The sequence below is a fragment of the Lacrimispora sp. genome (assembly GCF_032078915.1).
Taxonomy (GTDB): domain Bacteria; phylum Bacillota; class Clostridia; order Lachnospirales; family Lachnospiraceae; genus Lacrimispora.
In genome coordinates this window covers 127337-149320 of record NZ_DAMAUN010000001.1, presented here as the reverse complement: position 1 = coordinate 149320, position 21984 = coordinate 127337, and the positions used below count along the sequence as shown (strand labels likewise).

At 45.8% G+C, this 21984-nt stretch carries 20 protein-coding genes; 18 read left to right on the top strand and 2 right to left on the bottom strand.

The genetic code is table 11. The annotated features are described in order from the left end of the window. The first annotated feature begins 116 nt into the window (after positions 1 to 116). Together RT269_RS00705 and RT269_RS00700 are read left to right on the top strand one after the other, a co-directional pair. On the top strand, positions 117 to 1007 hold the full coding sequence (locus RT269_RS00705; RefSeq protein ID WP_313180090.1) for a patatin-like phospholipase family protein: 891 nt from the start codon (positions 117 to 119) through the stop codon (positions 1005 to 1007). A gap of 47 nt (positions 1008 to 1054) precedes the next feature. Beyond that, positions 1055 to 1528 carry a GNAT family N-acetyltransferase gene (locus RT269_RS00700; RefSeq protein ID WP_313180089.1) on the top strand — a complete coding sequence of 158 codons (474 nt, stop codon included), beginning with the start codon at positions 1055 to 1057 and terminating at the stop codon, positions 1526 to 1528. Positions 1529 to 1614: 86 nt separating this feature from the next. On the opposite strand, the gene RT269_RS00695 is transcribed toward RT269_RS00700, so the two are convergent. Beyond that, a complete protein-coding gene (locus tag RT269_RS00695) occupies positions 1615 to 2841 on the bottom strand; it encodes an argininosuccinate synthase (protein WP_313180088.1) in 1227 nt (408 codons plus the stop codon). Between the two features lie 273 nt (positions 2842 to 3114). Between RT269_RS00695 and argC the strand changes: the two genes are divergently transcribed. The 6 genes from argC (at position 3115) to RT269_RS00665 (ending at position 8582) form a co-directional block, all read left to right on the top strand. Further along, positions 3115 to 4155, top strand: coding sequence for an N-acetyl-gamma-glutamyl-phosphate reductase (argC, locus tag RT269_RS00690; protein ID WP_313180087.1), 1041 nt, complete (start codon positions 3115 to 3117; stop codon positions 4153 to 4155). Between the two features lie 86 nt (positions 4156 to 4241). Next, positions 4242 to 4688 carry a GNAT family N-acetyltransferase gene (locus RT269_RS00685; protein WP_313180086.1) on the top strand — a complete coding sequence of 149 codons (447 nt, stop codon included), beginning with the start codon at positions 4242 to 4244 and terminating at the stop codon, positions 4686 to 4688. 14 nt (positions 4689 to 4702) lie between these two features. Further along, positions 4703 to 5095: an ACT domain-containing protein gene (locus RT269_RS00680; RefSeq protein WP_313180085.1), complete on the top strand. Its 393-nt coding sequence runs from the start codon at positions 4703 to 4705 to the stop codon at positions 5093 to 5095. Position 5096: 1 nt separating this feature from the next. Next, the gene (gene argJ / locus RT269_RS00675) at positions 5097 to 6320 is read left to right on the top strand and encodes a bifunctional glutamate N-acetyltransferase/amino-acid acetyltransferase ArgJ (RefSeq protein ID WP_313180084.1); all 1224 of its coding nucleotides are present in this window, start codon (positions 5097 to 5099) and stop codon (positions 6318 to 6320) included. A gap of 176 nt (positions 6321 to 6496) precedes the next feature. Next, a complete protein-coding gene (gene argB, locus RT269_RS00670; protein WP_313180083.1) occupies positions 6497 to 7408 on the top strand; it encodes an acetylglutamate kinase in 912 nt (303 codons plus the stop codon). After that, a complete protein-coding gene (locus RT269_RS00665) occupies positions 7383 to 8582 on the top strand; it encodes an aspartate aminotransferase family protein (RefSeq protein ID WP_313180082.1) in 1200 nt (399 codons plus the stop codon). Before argB ends, RT269_RS00665 begins: the two co-directional genes overlap by 26 nt. A 59-nt stretch (positions 8583 to 8641) precedes the next feature. Here the strand turns inward: RT269_RS00665 and RT269_RS00660 are convergent, their stop codons facing one another. Next, positions 8642 to 10540 carry a PfkB family carbohydrate kinase gene (locus RT269_RS00660; protein ID WP_313180081.1) on the bottom strand — a complete coding sequence of 633 codons (1899 nt, stop codon included), beginning with the start codon at positions 10538 to 10540 and terminating at the stop codon, positions 8642 to 8644. A gap of 309 nt (positions 10541 to 10849) precedes the next feature. Between RT269_RS00660 and RT269_RS00655 the strand changes: the two genes are divergently transcribed. The 10 genes from RT269_RS00655 to RT269_RS00610 all read left to right on the top strand — a co-directional run bounded on the left by RT269_RS00655 (position 10850) and on the right by RT269_RS00610 (position 21676). Next, entirely contained in the window at positions 10850 to 11977 is a 1128-nt protein-coding gene (locus RT269_RS00655) for a BMP family lipoprotein (RefSeq protein WP_313180080.1), read from the top strand. A 139-nt stretch (positions 11978 to 12116) separates the two neighbouring features. Beyond that, positions 12117 to 13634: an ABC transporter ATP-binding protein gene (locus tag RT269_RS00650; protein ID WP_313180163.1), complete on the top strand. Its 1518-nt coding sequence runs from the start codon at positions 12117 to 12119 to the stop codon at positions 13632 to 13634. Continuing rightward, positions 13631 to 14662 carry an ABC transporter permease gene (locus RT269_RS00645; protein WP_313180079.1) on the top strand — a complete coding sequence of 344 codons (1032 nt, stop codon included), beginning with the start codon at positions 13631 to 13633 and terminating at the stop codon, positions 14660 to 14662. The genes RT269_RS00650 and RT269_RS00645 overlap by 4 nt, the downstream gene beginning before the upstream one ends. A 14-nt stretch (positions 14663 to 14676) precedes the next feature. Then, complete coding sequence (locus tag RT269_RS00640) at positions 14677 to 15609, top strand: ABC transporter permease (protein ID WP_312445148.1); 933 nt, start codon at positions 14677 to 14679, stop codon at positions 15607 to 15609. Positions 15610 to 15624: 15 nt separating this feature from the next. Then, on the top strand, positions 15625 to 16563 hold the full coding sequence (locus RT269_RS00635) for a nucleoside hydrolase (RefSeq protein WP_313180078.1): 939 nt from the start codon (positions 15625 to 15627) through the stop codon (positions 16561 to 16563). A 5-nt stretch (positions 16564 to 16568) separates the two neighbouring features. Beyond that, positions 16569 to 17852 carry a M20 family metallopeptidase gene (locus RT269_RS00630; protein WP_313180077.1) on the top strand — a complete coding sequence of 428 codons (1284 nt, stop codon included), beginning with the start codon at positions 16569 to 16571 and terminating at the stop codon, positions 17850 to 17852. Beyond that, a complete protein-coding gene (locus RT269_RS00625; RefSeq protein ID WP_313180076.1) occupies positions 17845 to 18591 on the top strand; it encodes a glutamine amidotransferase in 747 nt (248 codons plus the stop codon). The genes RT269_RS00630 and RT269_RS00625 overlap by 8 nt, the downstream gene beginning before the upstream one ends. A gap of 10 nt (positions 18592 to 18601) precedes the next feature. Continuing rightward, a complete protein-coding gene (locus RT269_RS00620; RefSeq protein ID WP_313180075.1) occupies positions 18602 to 19777 on the top strand; it encodes a M20 family metallopeptidase in 1176 nt (391 codons plus the stop codon). Continuing rightward, positions 19761 to 20792: a LacI family DNA-binding transcriptional regulator gene (locus RT269_RS00615; protein ID WP_313180074.1), complete on the top strand. Its 1032-nt coding sequence runs from the start codon at positions 19761 to 19763 to the stop codon at positions 20790 to 20792. Before RT269_RS00620 ends, RT269_RS00615 begins: the two co-directional genes overlap by 17 nt. Next, the gene (locus RT269_RS00610; protein WP_313180073.1) at positions 20789 to 21676 is read left to right on the top strand and encodes a ribokinase; all 888 of its coding nucleotides are present in this window, start codon (positions 20789 to 20791) and stop codon (positions 21674 to 21676) included. Before RT269_RS00615 ends, RT269_RS00610 begins: the two co-directional genes overlap by 4 nt. Positions 21677 to 21984 lie beyond the last annotated feature (308 nt).

Sequence of the window (21984 nt, the reverse complement as noted above, 5' to 3'; positions counted from 1 at the left end):
GTTTTGAGCCTGACTCAAAGCCTGTTCTTTTTTGCATTTGCCGGACCAGGCATAAATGAATATGAAATGGCATACATTTTCCTGAAATGCGGCTGAGTAACAAGGAGAATGGATGCATGGCGGATTATGGACTGGCGATGGCAGGTGGCGGAACCAGGGGGGCAGCTCATGTGGGAGTTTTATCGGCGCTGGAAGAAGCAGGACTTCTTCCTGACAGGGTAGCAGGGGCCAGTGCCGGAAGCATTGTCGCAGGGCTTTATGCAGCAGGCATGACATTAGGAGATATGAGAGAAACGGTGCGGTGGCTGATAAAACATGGCAGAAGCATGATCGATCCGGATATTTTAGGAATTGCCCTATTTCTTCCTCAGTTCCTGATGGGAAGGGAGACAACGCTTCAAGGGCTTATAAAAGGGAACCGGCTTCAGCATTTTCTCTGCGATTTAACAGATGGGATGGAGATACAGGGAAACTGCTGCAAGGGCCTGCTGGTTCCGGCTGTGGATATTAACAGCGGGGATACGGTAGCCTTTACAAACATGTTTGCAGAAGAAATTCCCCTTTCCGCATTAAGACAGGAGCACGTAAAATGGGAGCGGAGCGGACTTCTTTGTGATATCATGATGTCAAGTTCCTCAGTTCCTGCCGTATTCCGGCCAAGGCAGATGAACGGCTTTCTGCTGGTGGATGGGGGTGTGACGAACAATCTTCCTGTAGACCTTTTGATCGCGGCAGGGGAAACAAGAGTCATTGCGGTGGATATTGGAGAAGAATATGAAATGCCTCATGATTATTCCATTATTGAGACTGCATTCCATTCCTTTTCCATTATGAGCAGGGAGCTTAAGGACTGCCGGTCCAAAGGTGAGATCCTTCTGTTAAAGCCGCCCATGCCAAAGGGAGCAGGACTTTTGACCTTTGAATGCATGGAAGAGTGTATGGAAAACGGCTATATTTACACAAAAAAGATGATCCCAAGGATCAGGCGGGTACTGGAAATGAGATAGGATTTATAGTATTCTATAAAAACAGATTACGATCAGGAGGAAGAGAAATGGAATTGACATACAGATATGCCGAAAGAAACGATACGGCTCTTATTTTTAAATTTATTAAAGAACTGGCAGAATACGAAAAAATGCTTGATGAGGTGATTGCCACAGAGGAACTGCTGGAAGACTGGATTTTTAACAGGCAGAAAGCTGAGGTGATCTTTGCCCTGGCTGATGGGAAAGAGGTTGGATTCGCATTGTTCTTCCATAACTTTTCCACATTTTTAGGAAAAGCCGGAATCTATCTGGAAGATTTGTACGTAAATCCGGAGTACAGAGGCTGTGAAATTGGTAAGGCATTATTAAAAAAGCTGGGGGAGATCGCGGTGGAACGGGGCTGCGGAAGGCTGGAATGGTGGTGTCTGGATTGGAACAAACCCAGCATTGATTTTTATCGTTCCATGGGAGCGGAGCCTATGGAGGACTGGACGGTTTACCGGATAGCCGGCAATGCCTTAAAAGAGCTGGCGGATTAACTTTGGATATTTGCATCATAGCCATATAAAAGGACGTACACAGAACCTGTATCTGTGTACGTCCTTTTTCTTGCTTACCTATTTATTTATTTATTTGTTTTTTCGATTTCCTGCATCTTCATAGCACGAACCTTTAACGGAAGTCCAAACAGAGTGATGAAGCCATCTGCGTCGTGGTGGTCATATAAGTCGCCTGTTGTAAAGGAAGCCAGGGACTCGCTGTACAAGGAGTAAGGAGAAGTGGTTCCTGCCTTAATGATATTACCCTTATAAAGCTTCAGCTTTACTTCTCCGGTCACATACTTCTGGGTGGATTCCACAAATGCCTGAACTGCTTCACGCAGGGGAGTAAACCATTTCCCTTCATAAACGATCTGTGCAAATTTATTGCCCATATCTTTCTTCACTTCCATAGTAGCTCGGTCTAACACCAATTCCTCTAATTGCTGATGAGCCTCAAGAAGGATGGTTCCGCCGGGAGTTTCATAAACGCCGCGGGATTTCATTCCCACCACCCGGTTTTCAACGATATCCACGATGCCGACGCCGTGCTTGCCGCCCAGTTCATTTAACTTGGCAATGATATCAGAAACTTTCATCTTCTCCCCATTGACGCTGGTAGGAATACCTTTTTCAAAGGTCATGGTCACATATTCCCCTTCATTGGGAGCCTTTTCAGGAGATACACCCAGTACTAATAAATGGTCATAGTTAGGTTCGTTTGCCGGATCTTCAAGCTCCAGGCCTTCATGGCTGATGTGCCATAAGTTACGGTCACGGCTGTAGCTGTTGTCAGCAGAGAAAGGAAGGTCAATTCCATGCTGCCTGCAGTATTCGATCTCATCTTCCCTGGACTGCATGGTCCATACATCGGTCATACGCCATGGAGCAATGATCTTTAAATCAGGAGCCAGAGCCTTGATTCCCAGCTCAAAACGGATCTGGTCATTTCCTTTGCCCGTAGCGCCGTGGCAGATGGCGGTAGCGCCTTCTTTCCTTGCGATTTCCACCAGCCTCTTTGCAATGGCCGGACGTGCCATGGATGTTCCTAATAAGTATTTGTTTTCATAAACCGCATTTGCCTGCACACATGGAATGATGTAATTGTCGCAGAAGTCATCAACCAGATTTTCAACATATAGTTTGGTAGCTCCGGATAATTTGGCTCGTTCTTCCAAGCCGTCTAATTCATTTCCCTGACCGCAGTCGATACAGCAGCAGATTACTTCATAATCAAAATTTTCCTTTAACCACGGGATAATGGCTGTGGTATCAAGACCACCGGAATAAGCTAAAATAACTTTCTCTTTCATTTATAGATCCTCCTCGATTTTAAATGGATTTTTTTCATTGAACTTTCATAAATATACACCAAAACCATGAAAAATGCAAGGATAAAATAAAAAATATAAAAAAAACTTGCATAATATACGTTGTCAATGTATAATTATAAACTATCAGTGATAGAAAAAACTGGAAAGGCGTTCTTTTTAACGGAAGAGCCTGTATAAATAAGGTATAAAATGCCGGAAACCAGCAGATATAAAAAATATATGATTTATGAAAAAATATAAGGAGAGATGAATATGATTAAGGCAGGAATAATAGGATCCACCGGATATGCGGGCGGCGAGCTTGCAAGGCTTTTGCTACAGAGAGACGATATAGAGATCCTATGGTACGGATCAAAAAGCTATGTAGATCAGAAATACGCTTCTATTTACCAAAACATGTTTCAGATTGTGGACGATTCCTGCCGGGATGATCATGTGGAGGCCCTGGCTGAAATCGCAGATGTGATTTTTACGGCAACGCCTCAGGGCTTTTGTGCCTCTCTTATGAATGAGAAGATTTTAAGTAAGACAAAGGTGATCGATTTAAGCGCAGATTACAGGATCAAGGATGTGGCAGTCTATGAAGAATGGTATAAGCTGGAGCATAAGACGCCTCAGTTTATAAAGGAAGCAGTTTATGGGCTTCCGGAAATCAACCGGGAGAAAATTAAAAATGCCAGACTCATTGCCAATCCGGGCTGTTATCCTACCTGCTCCACTCTGTCCATTTATCCTCTGGTAAAGGAAGGACTCATTGACCCCAGCACAATCATCATTGATGCCAAGTCAGGAACCTCCGGTGCCGGAAGAGGAGCTAAGGTGGATAACTTATACTGTGAGGTCAATGAAAACATCAAGGCTTACGGCGTAGGCGTTCACAGACACACACCGGAAATCGAGGAGCAGTTATCCTATGGGGCGGGCGGTCCGGTCACCATAAGCTTTACTCCTCATCTGGTGCCCATGAACCGGGGCATTCTCATAACGTCCTATGCGGCTCTCACCAAGTCAGTTTCTTATGAGGAAGTAAAGGCGGTCTATGATAAATATTATGGGAAAGAATACTTTGTCCGGGTTCTGGAAAAGGATGTGGTTCCCCAGACCAAATGGGTGGAGGGAAGCAACTTTGTGGATGTGAATTTCAAGATTGATCCAAGAACTAACCGGATAGTCATGATGGGTGCTATGGATAACCTGGTAAAGGGAGCCGCAGGACAGGCGGTGCAAAATATGAATATCCTGTTTGGACTGCCGGAGAATAAAGGGCTTAAGCTTATTCCTTTGTTTCCGTAGGGATTGCGGGGGAAGGCTGAGTCAAGAAAGAAACAACCGCATAATACAATAGGGCGGGATAATAAAAGGGGATAAGGAGAGTATATATGATACTTCGTACCATGACATTGGATGACTATTACCAGGTACATAAGCTATGGACAGGAATCAAAGGATTTGGAATCCGTACGATAGATGATTCAAAGGAAGGCGTGGAAAAGTTTTTAAAGAGAAATCCCCAAACCAGCGTGGTGGCAGAAGAGGATGGAATTATCATTGGATCCATCTTATGCGGGCATGACGGACGGCGGGGCTGTATGTATCATGTTTGTGTGGCAGAGGAATACCGACAGAACGGTGTAGGGCATAAGATGGCTTTGGCTGCAATGAAACGTCTGCAAGAAGAAGGGATCAGCAAGGTAAACCTAATTGCCTTTAAGACCAATACGGTGGGAAATGAATTCTGGAGCAAGTCCGGCTGGACATATCGCAATGATCTCAATTATTATGATTTTGACCTAAATGAAGTTAACTCCGTAAATTTTGTTGATTAAGTGAGGGAAATGAGATGAATTTAAAAAGAATATCTGCAGAATTTTCCGTATGCAAGCTATCTGGTCCAGCGGATATTGGAACACTTGACATGACTTCCGGATTCTGGTTTCTGGGTAAGACAGACGAGGAGCTGTCGCTGGTATGCGAAACTTCCTCAGTTCCCGAAAATGTTGTGGAACGGGAGGATGGTTTTCAGGCATTCCGTATAGAAGGAATCCTGGATTTTTCCCTCATCGGGATATTATCGAAAATATCAACGGTACTGGCAGATCATGGAATCGGAATATTTGCAGTATCTACATTTAATACGGATTACATTCTTGTGAAAAAGAAAAATTACGAAAAGGCTTTGAATCATCTGGAGGCCGAAGGGTATACGGTCACAGGAACAAAGGAGGAAAACTGATATGAAGCAGATAGACGGCGGAGTAACCGCGGCAAAAGGATTTAAGGCTGCATCCACTGCAGCGGGAATTAAATATAAAGACAGAAAAGACATGGCTATGATTTACAGCGAGGTGCCCTGTAAGGCAGCAGGAACCTTTACCACCAATATTGTAAAAGCAGCCCCGGTTAAATGGGATAAGGTCGTTGTGGAAAATTCCACTTGCGCCCAGGCAGTTGTTGTCAATGCAGGCATCGCCAATGCCTGTACCGGAGAGGAAGGGCTTCGTTACTGTATGGAAACAGCAGAGGCGGCGGCAGAGAGCCTTTCTATCCCTGTCAGTTCCGTACTGGTGGCGTCCACCGGAGTGATCGGGAAGCAGCTTCCTATGGACCGCATTGCAGCAGGCGTGAAAGCCATGGTGCCTGCTCTTGATAGCAGCCAGGAAAGCGGGACGGCAGCGGCCATAGCCATTATGACTACGGATACGGTAAAGAAAGAAGTTGCGGTCCAATTTGAAGCCGGAGGAAAGACTATCACCATGGGCGGCATGTGCAAGGGTTCCGGAATGATCCATCCCGACATGTGCACCATGTTAAGCTTTGTTACCACGGATGCGGCTATATCCAAAGAGCTTTTGCAGGAAGCCTTAAGAGAGGATATCAAAGACACCTATAACATGATTTCCGTGGATGGGGATACCTCCACCAATGACACTGTGCTCCTTCTTGCAAACGGCATGGCGGGGAATGAGGAGATCCAGACAAAGAACGAGGATTATGAGGCGTTTTGCAAGGCGCTTAATTTCATCAATGAAGTTCTTGCAAAGAAGATGGCAGGCGATGGGGAAGGCTGTACCGCATTGTTTGAGGTGAAGATCATTGGTGCGGAAACAAAGGAACAGGCGGTGACCCTTTCAAAATCAATCATTACCTCCAGCCTGACAAAGGCCGCTATTTTCGGCCATGACGCCAATTGGGGCAGGATCCTTTGTGCCATGGGTTATTCCGGAGCCGTGTTTGACCCGGAAAAGGTGGACTTATATTTTGAGAGCGCAGCAGGAAAGTTAAAAATCATTGAAAACGGAGTTGCCCTTTCCTACAGTGAAGAGGAAGCCACCAGGATCTTATCAGAACCGGAAGTGACAGCAACGGCGGATATTAAATTGGGAGAAGCCACAGCAACGGCCTGGGGATGCGACCTGACCTTTGATTATGTGAAGATCAATGCGGATTACCGCTCATAAGAAGGGGAATATCTGTATATCAAAAACGTAGGCTGGAAACACCATGCAGGCCTCCCTTTACACCTGGTAAAACGGGACGGTCTCTGCCAGAAAACAGGCAGGAAAGAAGAAACACCCTTCGGGTATACCTCTATGCCCAGAAAACATGGGCATAAAGGAGGAAAGGAGAAATTTATATGCAACTGGATCATAGCATTATGGAAAAAGCAGAGGTACTGATAGAAGCCCTTCCATATATACAGCGTTTCAACCGCAAAATCATTGTAGTGAAATACGGCGGCAGCGCCATGGTGGATGAGGAATTGAAAAAACAGGTCATTCAGGATGTAGTGCTTTTAAAGCTGGTGGGCTTCAAGCCAATCATTGTTCACGGCGGGGGAAAGGAAATCAGCAGGTGGGTAGAGAAGTCAGGCATGGAGCCTCATTTTGTCAATGGCCTCCGGGTAACCGATGAACCTACTATGGAGATCGCAGAAATGGTACTTAACCGGGTCAACAAAAGTTTAGTGCAGTTGGTCAATGAGCTGGGAGTAAAAGCCGTTGGAATCAGCGGAAAGGATGGCATGATGTTAAAATGCCAGAAGCGCTATTCAAACGGAGAGGACATTGGTTTTGTGGGAGATATTACGGAGGTGGATCCTCAAATCATATATGATTTACTGGAAAAGGATTTTCTTCCCATCATTTGTCCTGTGGGCTTTGATGGGGATTTTGAGACCTACAATATCAACGCCGATGATGCGGCCTGTGCCATTGCCACGGCTATGGAAGCAGAGAAGCTGGCTTTTTTGACAGATGTTGAGGGCGTTTATAAGGATTTTCAGAATAAGGAATCCCTTATTTCAGAAATGTCCATGGAAGAAGCGCAGGAATTTGTGGAAAGCGGGATGCTTGGAGGGGGTATGCTCCCCAAGCTTCAAAATTGCATCGATGCCATGAAGCAGGGAGTGTCCAGGGTACATATCATGGATGGACGGATTCCTCATTGCCTGCTTCTGGAAATATTCACGAACAGGGGAATCGGAACGGCTATAATGAGTACAGGAGAGGAGCGTTTTTATCATGCAAAGCAAGCAGGAATACATTGAGAAAGCAGAATCGGAGATTTATAAGACCTACAACCGTTTTCCTATTGTTTTTGACCATGGGGACGGTGTCCGCCTTTATGACACGGATGGAGAGGAATATCTGGACTTTGGAGCCGGGATCGCTGTCATGGGTTTGGGCTATAATGATCCGGAGTTTAATGTAGCCTTAAAGGAGCAGGTGGATAAGCTGCTTCATACCTCCAATTTATTTTATAATGTCCCGGCCGTGGAAGCGGGAGAATTGATTCTAAAGGCCTCGGGCATGGATAAGGTGTTTTTTACGAACAGCGGAACGGAAGCGGTGGAAGGCGCCTTAAAGATAGCCAGAAGATACGCTTACAATAAGGATGGAGGCCATGACCACGAAATCATTGCCATGAAACATTCCTTTCACGGCAGGAGCTTTGGAGCTCTTTCCGTAACAGGTAATGATCATTACCAGGAACCTTTTAAGCCATTGCTTCCGGGAATTAAATTTGCTGATTTTAATGATCTGGACAGTGTAAAAGACCTGCTGAATGATAAGACCTGCGCCATAATCATGGAAACAGTTCAGGGAGAAGGGGGCATCTATCCGGCCAGCGAGGAATTTTTAAAGGGTGTAAGAGCACTTTGTGATGAGCATGACATGCTGCTGATTCTTGATGAGATCCAGTGCGGAATGGGGCGGACCGGTACCATGTTCGCCTGGCAGAAATACGGTGTAAAGCCGGATGTGATGACCATGGCAAAGGCTTTGGGAAACGGCGTGCCAGTGGGAGCTTTCCTGGCAGCAGGAAAAGCCGCGACAGCCATGTCCCCCGGCGACCATGGAACCACCTACGGCGGAAACCCGTTTGTGACAGCTGCGGCGTTTAAGGTGCTGGAACTGTTTGAAAAGAGAAAGATCGTGGACCATGTAAAGGAAATGGGAGAGTACCTTACAAAGAAGCTTAAATTTCTGGCGGACCGGTATGATATGATAACTTCACAGAGAGGAATCGGGCTGATCCAGGGCCTGGAGTTTTCTGTGCCGGTTGCTCCCATTGTGAACCAGGTATTGTTAGAACAAAAGCTGGTGCTCATCAGTGCCGGGGCCAATGTTATTCGCTTTGTTCCTCCGCTGGTGATCGAAAAAGAGCATGTGGATGAAATGGTGGAGAAGCTGGAGGCGGTACTTAAGAGTCAGTTTTAATATTTTTGCCGGAGCTTTCGGAAGGAATTCTGAAGGCTCCGGCTTTTAATAATCTGCTCTTACATCTTCAACAATTCCGGCTCAATCCTGTTAATATAAGTTTCCAAAGAGTTCCGGTCAATGAGTGCAGGAATCACTCCCTGTCTGGAAACACAGAAACCTGCAGCGTATGCGGCGATTCTGGCCGATGTTTCCATGGAATATCCGAATGATAAATAGGCGGCCAGTGCCGCAATGAAAGCATCTGCTGCTCCGGTAGTATCCACAGGGGGAAAGGGGGAGGCAGGTAAGTATCCCTGGAAGGAGGCATCCTTTAGATAGCAACCGGAATGCCCCAGGGTGATGATCACGGTCTTTGCCCCCTGTCTCATAAATTCAACAGCTTTCCCTTCCACATCAGCAATATCCGGACACAATAATTCCGCTTCTTTCCGATTCGGAACAAAGATATCGATCAGCTTCATGAGAGAAGGACGGATGGATTTCATGGCGGCCGGCTTTAAGATATTTTCTGCTCCATATTTTTTTGCCAGCCTGGCAGCCGTTTCTATGGCTGTCTCAGGTACTTCGGTTTGAAGAAGGCAGTATCCGGAATGCTCAAATGCTTTTTCATAAGAGGTAATATCAGCCGGTTCCAGATTTTCATTGGCTCCGGTCAGGATGGTGATCATGCTTTCGCCGTCATTCTGGACATGGATATAAGCTTTTCCTGTATCCATGTGGGCATCTCTTTTTAAGCCCTGGACATCTACCTGGTTTTCTTCCATGCAGGTGTATATTAAATTGGAGTCATAATCGCTTCCCACCTTGCCGATAAGAGAAACTTCGTTCCCGAGTTTTGCGACGCCTACGGCCTGATTAGCTCCCTTTCCTCCTGGAATGACAGAGTGCCTGCTGGTGCTGACGGTTCGTCCCGGTTGGGGAAGTTCATCCACGTTTAAAGTTACGTCTATGTTAACACTTCCGACCACCACAATCTTTTTTCCATGGGATGCAAAGGGAAGGTCAATGCTTTGCGTATTTTCCAGAGGAAAGTCTGCATGGAAAGGTGAAAATTCCTCTTCCCGTTTTTCACACTTTTCTATCAGACGGCTGCAGATAAAGCATCCGAATTCATAATAAGGAATCCGGATGCTGGAAATGCCTGGAAAGGCGATGTTTTCACGGGCATCATCCCTTAAGCTAATAAGAGACAAATCCAAAGGAACATGGAACCGTAGTTTTGATAAATGTTCCAAGAGAACAAGAGCGGACGCATAATGAGTACTGATAATTCCTGTTGGGGTGTGGGTCAATATGCCATTGTACCAGTCTTCTGATTCAAGTGGAAGATTCATGGAGCTGTTGTAAGAAATGCTGTGGTCAAACAAACATTTTTTAAACCCTTCGAGAACCATCTCTGACCGCAGGCTGTTCTGCTTTGTGAGACATCCAAGCTTTGTGTGGCCATACTGAATCAGAATTTCTGCTGCGGCATACCCCATACCTGAATAATCAATGGAATAAGAAAGAGGATCTTCCCTGCTGTTGACATAGCAAACCTCTATGCCCTGTTCCTCAAAATAATGTCTGTCACCCAGGCTGTCTCCGTTTACTGGTTCCCAAATGACCCCGTCTACATGATTCTTGCAAAGGGAAGTGATATTTTTCAGCTCATTTTCAGGACTGTCTGTACTGTCATAGATTAGAATACTATAACCGCTTTTCTGTGCTGCGCTTATGATACCGTTTATCAATTGACTTGTTTTCCCAATGGATTTAAGGAGAACACCCAAAATAAAGGTTTTTGCTTCGGGATTATTTTTAACCGTACTGTATGGGGTATAATGATAGTCTTTTACAATTTTAAGGACGCGGTCTCTGGTTTCAGGACTTATGTTCTTGTCTTTGCTGTTCACTATTTTTGATACGGTGGATATTGAAACACCGGCCAACTGGGCGATTTCCTTGATTGTCATCTGGCTTTCCCCCTTTTATTTATTGATTATAACAAATAATGAATGATATAAAGTATATTATGTAGCAGATATATGTATTTGTCAATAAGTGTCATGAATGAAACTGACAAAACGATATAAGAAAGCAGTTTAATAAAATATTTTTTTGTGCAAAAATACTTGACATCTCATTCTGAAGATGATAGCATTAGCTTAAGAAATACAGATAATGAAGCTGTTTTATTTTTGGGCTAAAAGGAAAAACGTTTTACCTAAAGATAAGAGTAAAATGATATCCTTTTACACTATATTTTTAAAGGAGGTATTTCAATGAAAAAAAGAGTTTTGAGCATTCTGATGACGGCAGCGCTGGCAGTATCGCTGACCGGCTGTTCCGGAGGGGCAGGAGCAGCAAAGGAGACAGGTAAGACGGTAGAGGAAACCGCAGGGACAACTGCTAAGGCAGCATCAGAGAATGGGGAAGGAAAGGAAAAAGCAGGTGCCGGAAAAAGGGTATGTATCGTGTATTCCGGAAATTTAGGGGACAAGTCCTATAATGATTCCTGCAATGAGGGGGCTAAAGAGGCTGCCGCAGATTATGGAGTGGAAATTAAAAATCTGGAGGGCACATCTGCAGAAGAATGGGAGGCAAACTTTTTATCTGCTTGCGAGGACGGTTATGATCTTGTTATCTGCTCTTCCTCTAACTTTGAAGAGTACATGAAAGAGCATTGTGCCAGCTATCCGAATGTAAAATTTGCAATTATTGACACCACGGTGGAAGGCGATAATATCGTATCTATCAGCTTCGCACAGAATCAGGGTTCTTTCCTGGCAGGTGCGGCAGCAGCCATGTTTACCCAGAAAACAGATATCGATGGGGTAAACCCGGACAAGATCATTGGATGGGTAGGAGGAATGGATATTCCGGTTCTTCATGATTTCTTTACTGGATATGAGCAGGGAGCAAAATACATAGACCCGGATATTAAGGTTCTTCAGTCCTTTGCAGGAACATGGAACGATCCGTTAAAGGGCAAGGAGCTGACTCTGGCGCAGTTTGATCAGGGAGCGGATATCGTAATGAACGTAGCATCCGGCACAGGCCCTGGAATCCTGGAAGGAGCAAAGGAAGCAGGAAAATATGCCATAGGTGTGGATTTAAATCAGGATAATGACCAGCCGGGAAGCGTGCTGACCTCTATGGTAAAGCGTGTGGACACAGCCTGCTATCTGGCAATCCAGTCAGTGGTTGAAGGTACATTTAAGGGAAATTCCACTTCTTATCTGACCATAAAAGAAGAAGGCGTCGGCCTGACTGATTTCAGTGTGATGAAAGAGCATCTGGGAGATAAATTTCCTGAAGACATAGTAGAAAAAGTAAAAGAACTGGAAGAGAAGATCGTTTCCGGGGAAATAGTTGTAGAGAATTATACCGGTTTCGGTGCAAATAAATAGCAGGAACTGAAAAGAATGCAGAATGGTTTGGATTTCCTGATTCCCCTCGGGTTTCCAAACCATTTTACAATCATAAGGTGCGGGAGACGGCTATTAACATAAAGAAGAGGGTGATAGTTTGAGCGAATATGTAATTGAAATGAAGGATATTGTAAAATCATTTGGAAATGTTCATGCAGTAAGGAACGGGCAGTTCACCTTAAAAAAGGGTGAGATCCATTCTCTGATCGGTGAAAACGGAGCCGGAAAGTCCACCATGATGAAGCTGCTTTACGGTATGTATCCCATTGATGACGGAAGCATCCGGATCCATGGAGATCATATCTCATCCATCTCTCCTAAAATTGCCATTGAAAAAGGCATCGGAATGGTGCATCAGGAATTTATGCTGGTCAATGAACTGACAGTATTGGAAAACATTATTCTGGGATTTGAACCCCGGAATGGTATCACCATTGATTTTGATAAGGCCAGAAAGACGGTGGAACAGTATATTAGTCAGTATGGAATGGATATCCAGCTCGGAAAGAAGATTAATCAGATATCAGTGGGTGAGGCACAACGGGTGGAGATCATCAAAACCTTAACCAGGGGAGCCAATGTGATCATTCTGGATGAGCCTACGGCAGTCCTGACACCCCAGGAAACGAGACATCTTTTTGTAATTCTTCAGAATTTAAGAAAAGATGGAAAATCCCTGGTGTTTATCTCTCATAAATTGAATGAGGTCATGGAGATTTCTGACCGCATCAGCGTAATGCGTCAGGGAAATTATATTGGAAGCGTAAATAAGGAAGAGACTTCCCCGGTAGAGCTTGCAAAAATGATGATCGGAAGAGAAGTGTTTTTAAATATTGAAAAAACTCAGACAAAGCCGGGGGAAAAGGTTCTGGAAGTAAAGGATGTATGGGTATCAGGAGAAAAGGAGATCTCAAAAATCAGGGGAGTATCACTGGATGTCCGGGAGGGAGAGATCGTTGGTATAGCGGGTATCGATGGAAACGGACAGAGTGAGCTGATTGAGGCAATCGCAGGACTCCGGCAGGTCGAGAAAGGAAGTGTGCTTTTAGACGGAAAAGAGATAGCGGGCCTTAGTCCTAAGCAGATCCGGAAGGCCGGACTGTCCCATATTCCGGAAGACCGCAATACAAGGGGCTTAAACCGGTCCATGAGCATCAAGGAAAACCTCATAGCCGTACAGGTAGGGGAAACTCCATTTTGCCGGGGGGTCGTACGAAATGATAAGGAAACGCTGGAATATGCTAAAAAGTTGTCTGAGGTTTTTGACATCCGTCCCAGAGATCCGGAGATATCTACCCAGTCCCTGTCAGGTGGAAATGCACAAAAGGTCGTGGTTGCAAGGGAAGTTTCTATTGGGGGGAAGCTTCTGGTTGCATCCCAGCCTACCAGAGGTGTTGACATCGGAGCCATTGAATCTATCCGGAAAATTCTGCAGGAGGTCAAAGCCAAAGGAATGGGAGTTTTGCTGGTTTCTGCTGACTTGGAGGAAATCTTGTCCCTTTCAGACCGGATCGTTGTCATGCACGAAGGCAGGATAACAGGAAGGTTGAAAGCAGAGGAAGCCAACGAGGATAATCTGGGATTACTGATGATGGGGGGAACTGCATCGGCGGAAGAAAGGGGAAGTGCAACATGAATGTAGCGGTAAAGAGCATACAGAAAATTTTACTTACCATGCTGTTTGCATTGGCAATCGGAGCCTTATTTATCCTATTTATCGGGGAAAATCCCCTGGAAGCCTATGGGGCGCTGCTGCGTGGAGCATTTAACGGGAAGCTCAAGATAGGAACCACCCTGGCCAGCTTCACTCCCCTTCTCCTCACTTCTTGTGCATTTGCGGTCGCGGCAAAAGCGGGAGCATTCAACGTAGGAGTGGAAGGTGAGGTTTTTCTGGGAGGCATTACTGCCGCATATATTGGAATCAACTGGACATTTCTTCCGGCTCCTGTTCTCTTAATCGTCTGCTTTCTGGGAGCCATGGCAGTGGCGGCATTGTGGGCACTTATTCCAGCTGTGCTGAAGGCATATTACCGTGTGAGTGAGGTTTGTGTGACCATTCTCATGAACAGCGTAGCTCTGTACATAACCTCTTATCTGGTCAGTGGCCCCATGAGTGCAGGCGTGGCCAATGCCCAGTCTCTGCCGGTGACGGTAAACCTGCCTCAGTTTATGAAGCCAAGCAGTGTCAATGCGGGACTTTTCATAGCCCTTGTCACAGTGGTTCTTATGATCTGGGTCTTAAACAAGACAACTTTTGGATATAAGGTAAAAACAGTGGGAACCAACCCATCTCATGCGGATTATGTTGGCATTAGTCCCAAGAAGATATTTATACAATCCATGATGCTTAGCGGAGCATTGGGCGGTATGGCCGGCTGCATTGAAGTTTTGGGGGTTCATGGTTATTTCCTGAATAATTTTGCGGCGGGGCTTGGTTCCAACGGCATGCTGGCCTCTCTGATCGTTAAAAACAATCTGTTTTTTGCACCCTTTATGTCCTTCTTCCTGGCGGTGTTAAAATCAGGAGCCATGGGGATGCAGCAGAGTACTGGTGTACCAAAATCGATTGTTGACACCATAACAGCAGTTTTCATTATTGTGGCAACCATGGAGCTTTTGTTTCAGTTTAAGGATAAGAAAAATAAAAAGGAAAAGAGCAAATAGGAGGAGGCAGGACTATGGATTTAGGAAAAATTTTCAGTGTATCCTTGATATATGCAACCTTTCGTTCTGCCACGCCTATTATTTATGCGGCATTGTGTGCAGCCATCACTCAGCAGGCAGATATTTTAAATATCGGAACGGAAGGAATCATGCTGACCGGTGCATTTGCGGCAGTAGCAGTCAGCTATTTAACCGGAAGCTGGCTTTTGGGAGTTGTAGTTGCCATGATAGCAGGGCTTATTATGGCCATGATCATGGCAGTAGGCCATATCCGTTATAAAGCGGAGATCTGTGCCATCGGCATGGGCATCAATTTATTTGCACTGGCGATCACCAAGTTTCTTTTAAACAGTGTTTTGGGAAAAAGCGGTACGTTTTCAGAACCAGGGATCATTGCGATCCCAAGAGTCAGTCTTCCATTTCTGGCTAAAGTCCCATTTTTGAAAGAGATTTTTGACAACTGGTGCATCACTGAGTGGTTTGTGATTGTACTGATTATACTAATCTGGTTTGTATTTTATAAAACGGTCTGGGGCCTTCGCTTAAGGGCAGTAGGCCAGTTTCCAATGGCAGCACAGACGGCAGGAATTAATGTAAATTCCATGAAATACCGGGCCATAGCCATATCGGGCCTGATCGGAGGTCTGGCAGGAGCCCATTTATCCCTGGGATACAGCAAAATGTTTACGGAGAATATGACAAATGCCAGGGGATTTATGGGAGTGGCGGCTATGTATTTCGGAGGTGCCCACCCAATCCTGACTGCAGCAGGATGTCTGGTGTTCGGGTTGACAGATTCCATAGGTGCCAGGCTTCAGGCTTACGGTGTGCCGTCCCAGCTGGTACTTTTGATGCCTTATGTGGTGACTATAGCCACCTTGGCAGTATCCATGGCATCTAAAATGGCAAGGGAAAAGAAGAAAAAGAGTGCATTGGCAAAAGCTTAAAAAGGAGAATAATCAATGGAAAAACAGAAGGTTATCCTGGACTGCGATCCGGGACACGATGATGCGGTGAACATATTGCTGGCAGGAAAAAACAGTGGGATAGAGGTGCTGGGTATCACAGTGGTGGCAGGAAACCAGTCTCTTCAAAAAACCACAAGAAATGCCCTGAATATCTGTCAGTACCTGGGACTTAATATCCCCGTCTATGCCGGCTGCGGACAGCCCATGATCCGGGATAAGCAGCTCCTTGCAGGAGATATCCATGGAGAAAGCGGACTTGACGGTCCGGTTTTTGAACCATTAAAGAAAAAGGAAGAGACGGAGCATGGGGTAATGTTTCTCGTTAAAACTCTGATGGAATCGGAAGGTGACATTATTCTGGTGCCAACAGGTCCCCTGACCAATATTGCCATGGCCATGAGAATGGAGCCTCGCATTATACCAAAGATAAAAAGAATTGTTCTCATGGGAGGCTGCTATCAGCTGGGAAATGTAACTCCGGCTGCTGAATTTAATATTATAGCCGATGCAGATGCGGCCCATGTGGTATTTACCAGCGGCCGCCCCATAACTATGGTAGGGCTTGATGTGACCAGGAAAGTGCTTTGTTATCCCCAGGTGGTAAAACGGATGGAAGAGATCGGCACTCCGGCAGCCCACCTGTTTACAGAGCTGATGGGACATTTCAACAAGAGCCAGAAGGAAGTCTTCGGATGGGAGGGCGGTCCTCTCCATGACCCGGTAACCATTGCTTCCATAATTGATCCAGAGCTCCTGGTAACAAAACCTATGTTTACGGAAGTGGATATCAGAAGCGTACAAAGCTACGGAAGGACCAATTGTGACTTCTTTGGCTACAGTCATAGAGAAGCCAATGTGGATGTGGCCGTGGATATTGATGTGGAACGTTTCTGGGATCTGATCGAGACGGGAATCCGGGCTTATGGTTCGTGAGGTGGATGATGGAAAGGTTAAAAGAAGTACTGGAAAGCAACAGGGAAGAATATGTTAAATATTTATCAGAACTGATTGCCATAGATACCCAGGATCTTGGACATGGGATTGCAGGTGGAAGAGAAAAAGAGGGGCAGGAATATTTGATCCGGCTGTTGGATGAGATGGGAGCGGATCATATAGAACGAGATCCCATGACCGAAGAGACGATCGCAGCCTCTATAGAAACATATGGGGAAGGCAATCCTGGTCATGACTATAAGGACCGCTATAATGTCTATGCTGTTTTTAAAGGGAAGGGAAGCAAGAGCCTGATGTTTAACGGCCACATGGATACCATGCCTCCGGGGGATGAATCCCTGTGGAATGTGCCTCCTCATGCTCCGGAAATCGCAGAGGGAAAACTGTTCGGCCTGGGGGCTGCGGATATGAAAGGGGGCCTTATGGCATCCGTCATGGCAATAAAGCTTTTAAAGGATGCCGGTCTCTCTCTACCTCTTAACGTCCACATCTGCTCGGTGTGTGATGAAGAGGGAGGCGGCAACGGCTCCATTCAGGCGGTTATGAGAGGAAAACGGGCAGATGGAGTGGTGGTCTGTGAACCAACATCCGGAGAACTGATTCTGGCTCATATGGGATTTGTTTTTATGAAAGTTCGGGTCACCGGGAAATCCAATCATTCCGGCGCAAAATGGCTGGGTGTGAGCGCCATTGAAAAGGCAATAAAGATCATAGAAAGACTGAATGAACTGGAGCATGGCTGGCTGCTTGGCCTTAAGCACCCCCTTCTTCCTGCACCTAATTTAAACGTAGGGACCATTCATGGAGGAAGCGCGGGATCCACGGTTGCCGGGGATTGTGAATTTGAGATGTGCATCCACTACCTTCCTGGCCTGATGAGCCATGAGCAGGTGGTAGCTGAGGTCACAGACGAGATCAAACGTCTGGCAGAAAGTGATTTATGGCTGCGGGAGCATATGCCGGAAATCAGTATATATCAGGCAGGAGGTCCTTTTGAGATGGAAAAGGGACCGTTTGTAGACAGCTTTGAAAGAGCGTTTGAAAAAGCGGAGGGAAAACCAGTGGCCATAAAGGGCTCACCGGCTGGCTGTGACTCCAGGTTGTGGAGGAATATAGCCGGTTGTCCAACCATACAGTTTGGACCCGGAAATCTGGAACAATGCCATTCCGTAAATGAGTATATTCAGATAGAAGAATATCTTAAGGCAATTCATATTTATGCACAATTGATTTTAGAATGGGGAAAGGAAGACAGGACAGATGAATAAGAAAATACTATTGGCAGGAGAATCCTGGATGAGTTATACTACACATGTAAAGGGGTTTGATTCTTTTTATACCTCTTCCTATGAGACAGGAGAAAAGTGGCTGAAAAAGGCACTGGAGAAAGCTGGTTATGAGGTGACGTTCCTTCCAAATCACCTGGCATCGGACGAATTTCCATTCACTATGGAAGAATTAAAGCAGTATGACGGGGTCATTCTGTCCGATATCGGAGCAAATACCCTGCTGCTTCCAGTGGCGACATTTACACACAGCCGTAAGATGCCGGACCGTTGTAAGCTGATCCGGGATTATGTTCTGGATGGAGGTGCACTTTTAATGATCGGGGGATATATGACATTCTCCGGCGTAGATGCAAAGGGAAAGTGGCATGATACCGCTGTCCAGGAAGTTCTTCCTGTGGAGGTTTTGACTGTGGATGACAGAATGGAACACTGCGACGGTGCAAAGCCTGTTGTAGAAGAATCCCATGAAGCCATATCCGGACTTCCGTCGGACTGGCCGGAGGTATTGGGGTACAATAAAACAGTGGCAAAGCCGGAAGCAATTGTACCCGTTACCATAGAAAATGATCCGTTTCTGGCACTGGGAACCTATGGAAAAGGAAGAAGTGCGGCATTTACCACGGATTGCGCCCCTCACTGGGCTCCGCCGGAATTTTGTGAGTGGGAATATTACAATCAGCTTTGGAAGGGGATCCTTGACTGGCTGACGGAGAAATAGAGGGATTGGAATGAAGAAGGAAGGCTGGGAAGAGGAAGCGGTACAGCTTTTAAAGGATTTGATGGGAATCAGGACCGTCAACGGAAAAGACGGAGAGAAACCGGCTGCAGAATATATCTGCCAATACTTAAATAACCGTGGATTGAAGGCTTTTGTTCAGGATATCGGAGAAGGAAGGGGAAACGTAATTGCCCTGCTCCCGGGATATGATACGGACAAGGGAATGATCTGGAATGGACATTTGGACACGGTGGACTACGGTCAGCTTGAGAGCTGGGACCGGCCGCCATGGACCCCGGTGATACATAACGGTTTCCTCTTTGGGCGGGGAGCCAGTGACATGAAGAGCGGACTGGCTGCCATGGTATATGTTCTCGGTATGCTGGGGGAGGCTGGAAAGAAGCCGGAAACCCCCATCCAGTTTCTGGGGACATGTGACGAAGAGCGGGGAGGGACCGGAGCAAAGGCCATCATTTCCGGCGGACATATGATGGAAGCATCGACTTTACTGATTGGAGAACCTACGGGCTGTACCGTGGGGATCGGACAAAAAGGCTGTATCTGGCTAGAATTGGAAGTAATAGGTAAGACCAGTCACGGGGCATATCCGGAAGAAGGCTGCAATGCAGTCACCTGTGCATATGAAGCGGCCGAGCGTCTGATAGACTGGATCCGTGGACATGACCATCCGGTACTTGGAAGCGCTACTGCCCAGATTACAGAAATCCAGGGAGGGATACAACCAAACATGACACCGGATGTGTGCACTGTTTTAATAGATATCCGGACTGTACCGGGACTTACTTATGAAAAGATTCTCTGCCGGCTGGAGACGGTATTTCAGGACATCTGCCGGAAATCCGGAGAAATCCCCAGTCTGACTACCACAATTAAGAATCACAGAATAAGCATTGAAGCGGATAAGGCTTCCTGGGGAGTTTCCCGGCTGGTAAAGAGTATGGAGGCTGCCGGAATTAAGGAAGCCTATTCAGGAATTTCCTACTTTACGGATGCCTCCATACTGGCGGAAGGAAAAGAAGGGCTAACGACCGTCTTATTTGGGCCAGGTTCGGCAGATATGGCGCACAAGCCCAATGAATGTGTACGCATCGCGGATTACCTTAAGGCAGTACGGGCATTGACAAATATGGCATCAGCGAGGATTGAGGATGAGAGCGAAAATTAAGGACATTGCGAATGACACAGGACTATCTGTGACGACGGTATCTCTGGTATTAAATGGGAAAGCCCATAAGATACCGGAGGATACAAAAAAACGGATTATGGAATCGGCACAGAAGCTTAACTATCGGCCGAATCAGCTGGCAGTCAGTCTTGTTAAAAAGAGAAGCAAAACCATAGGCCTTATTATTCCTGATATCGGAAATATCTTTTACGCCAATATGGTAAAGGGGATTGAGGAGTGCTGCAGGGAGTATGGCAGAACACTGATCTTGTGCAACACCAACGATCTCCATATGAGGGACATGGAATATATCCATTTTCTGGCTGATCAGGGTGTAGACGGAATCATCTATGTCATGTCCAGAGAAAGTGATGAGACAGCCGGTAAAGAATCGGTTCGCTTATTGGAACAATTGCAGCTGCCCTTTGTGCTTCTGGACCGCTTTCTTACGGATGTGGACTGCGCAGAAGTTATCCTGGATCATGAAATGGGAGGGTATCTGGCAGCGAGACATCTGGCAGAGCTTGGCCATAAGAAGATCGCCTGTGTAACAGGTCCTGCAAATTTGGCAGATTCAGAAAGAAGATTGAAAGGATATGCCCGCGCTCTGCAGGAATTTCATATTCCTTTTGATGAAAGACTGGTTTATGAAGGTGATTATACCATGGAATGCGGGGAGCGTGCTGTAGCAGCGCTGATGCAGTATGGATATACGGCGGTATTTGCCTGCAACGACCTATCAGCTTTTGGAGTGTGCAGGCAGCTGTCCCAATATCATAAGAAAGTGCCTGAAGATATATCAGTGGTAGGATATGATGATGTTTTATATGCGGAAATGATGGCGGTTCCTCTTACAACGGTCAGACAGCCTGTATATGAGATGGGAGTGGAGTCAGTCAAACGGCTGATTTCCCTGATAAAAAAGAAAAAAGTAGATAATAAGATTGCGGTATTTGAACCGAAATTGATTATAAGAAGCAGTACTATGGGAATTGGACAGGAGTGCAATCTATGAAAATATTGAATTTTGGTTCTTTGAATATTGATTATGTTTACCAGGTGGAACATTTTGTCAGAGAGGGAGAAACCATATCCTCTGATTCTTTGGAGATATTTTGCGGAGGAAAAGGCCTCAATCAGTCTCTGGCACTGAGCAAAAGCGGCGTCAAAGTCTGGCATGCAGGAGCGGTCGGGGAACTGGACGGTGATATATTGACCCAGCAGCTGGAGCAGTTCGACATAGATACAAGAAATATTAAGCGGGTAAAGAATAAGACTGGTCATGCCATAATACAAAAGAATCAGGAAGGGCAAAATGGCATCCTTTTATATGGCGGAGCGAATCAGGAAATAACAAAGGATCAGGTGGACCATGTTTTAAATGAGTTTGGGGAAGGGGATTTTCTCATTCTTCAAAACGAAATTAACGAAGTTGGATATATTATGGAGCAGGCATACGGGAAAGGAATGAGAATCGTTTTGAATCCTTCCCCCATGAACCGCAAAATATGGAGTTACCCTCTTCATTATGTGGAGTTTTTTATATTGAATGAGATTGAAGCCGGGGATATCTGTCAAAAATCCGGTAGCGGCAGTGAACTCCTGGGTCAGCTGGCTGAAAAATTCCCGGGCGCAAAGATTCTTTTGACACTTGGACAAGATGGTTCTTTATACAAAGACGGCGATCAGGTGTTTGAGCAGGAAATCTATCAGGTACAGGTGGTTGATACAACAGGGGCCGGAGATACCTTTACCGGCTATTTTATAGGGGGACTTGCTCTGGGAGAAGCTCCCGGACAGGCTTTGGATCATGCGGCAAAGGCAGCTTCCATTGCAGTATCCAGAGCCGGTGCAGCACCTTCGATACCCACGAGGGATGAAGTTTTAAATGGATATTAAGCTAAACGCAAAAAGGGGGAGCACCCGGGAGATCAGATCCCAGGGCTTCCTTTTTAGCAGCGCTGAATGATACAGAGATTACTTGTGTGCTAATGATAAGAAAAACGACATGGAACTGTGCTAAATGCACAAAAAAAATGTACTATAAAAAATAATATGAGAAATCTGTATTAAAAATCTTGACGAAATATATTTGATTTAGTATAATAAGTGAAAGAAATACGATTTACTGGAAGTGTTACTGTTCGGCAGGCCTGGCCAGGATGATGTAAGGTTGCAGATAATAATTTTAGCTGCGGTTTTACATG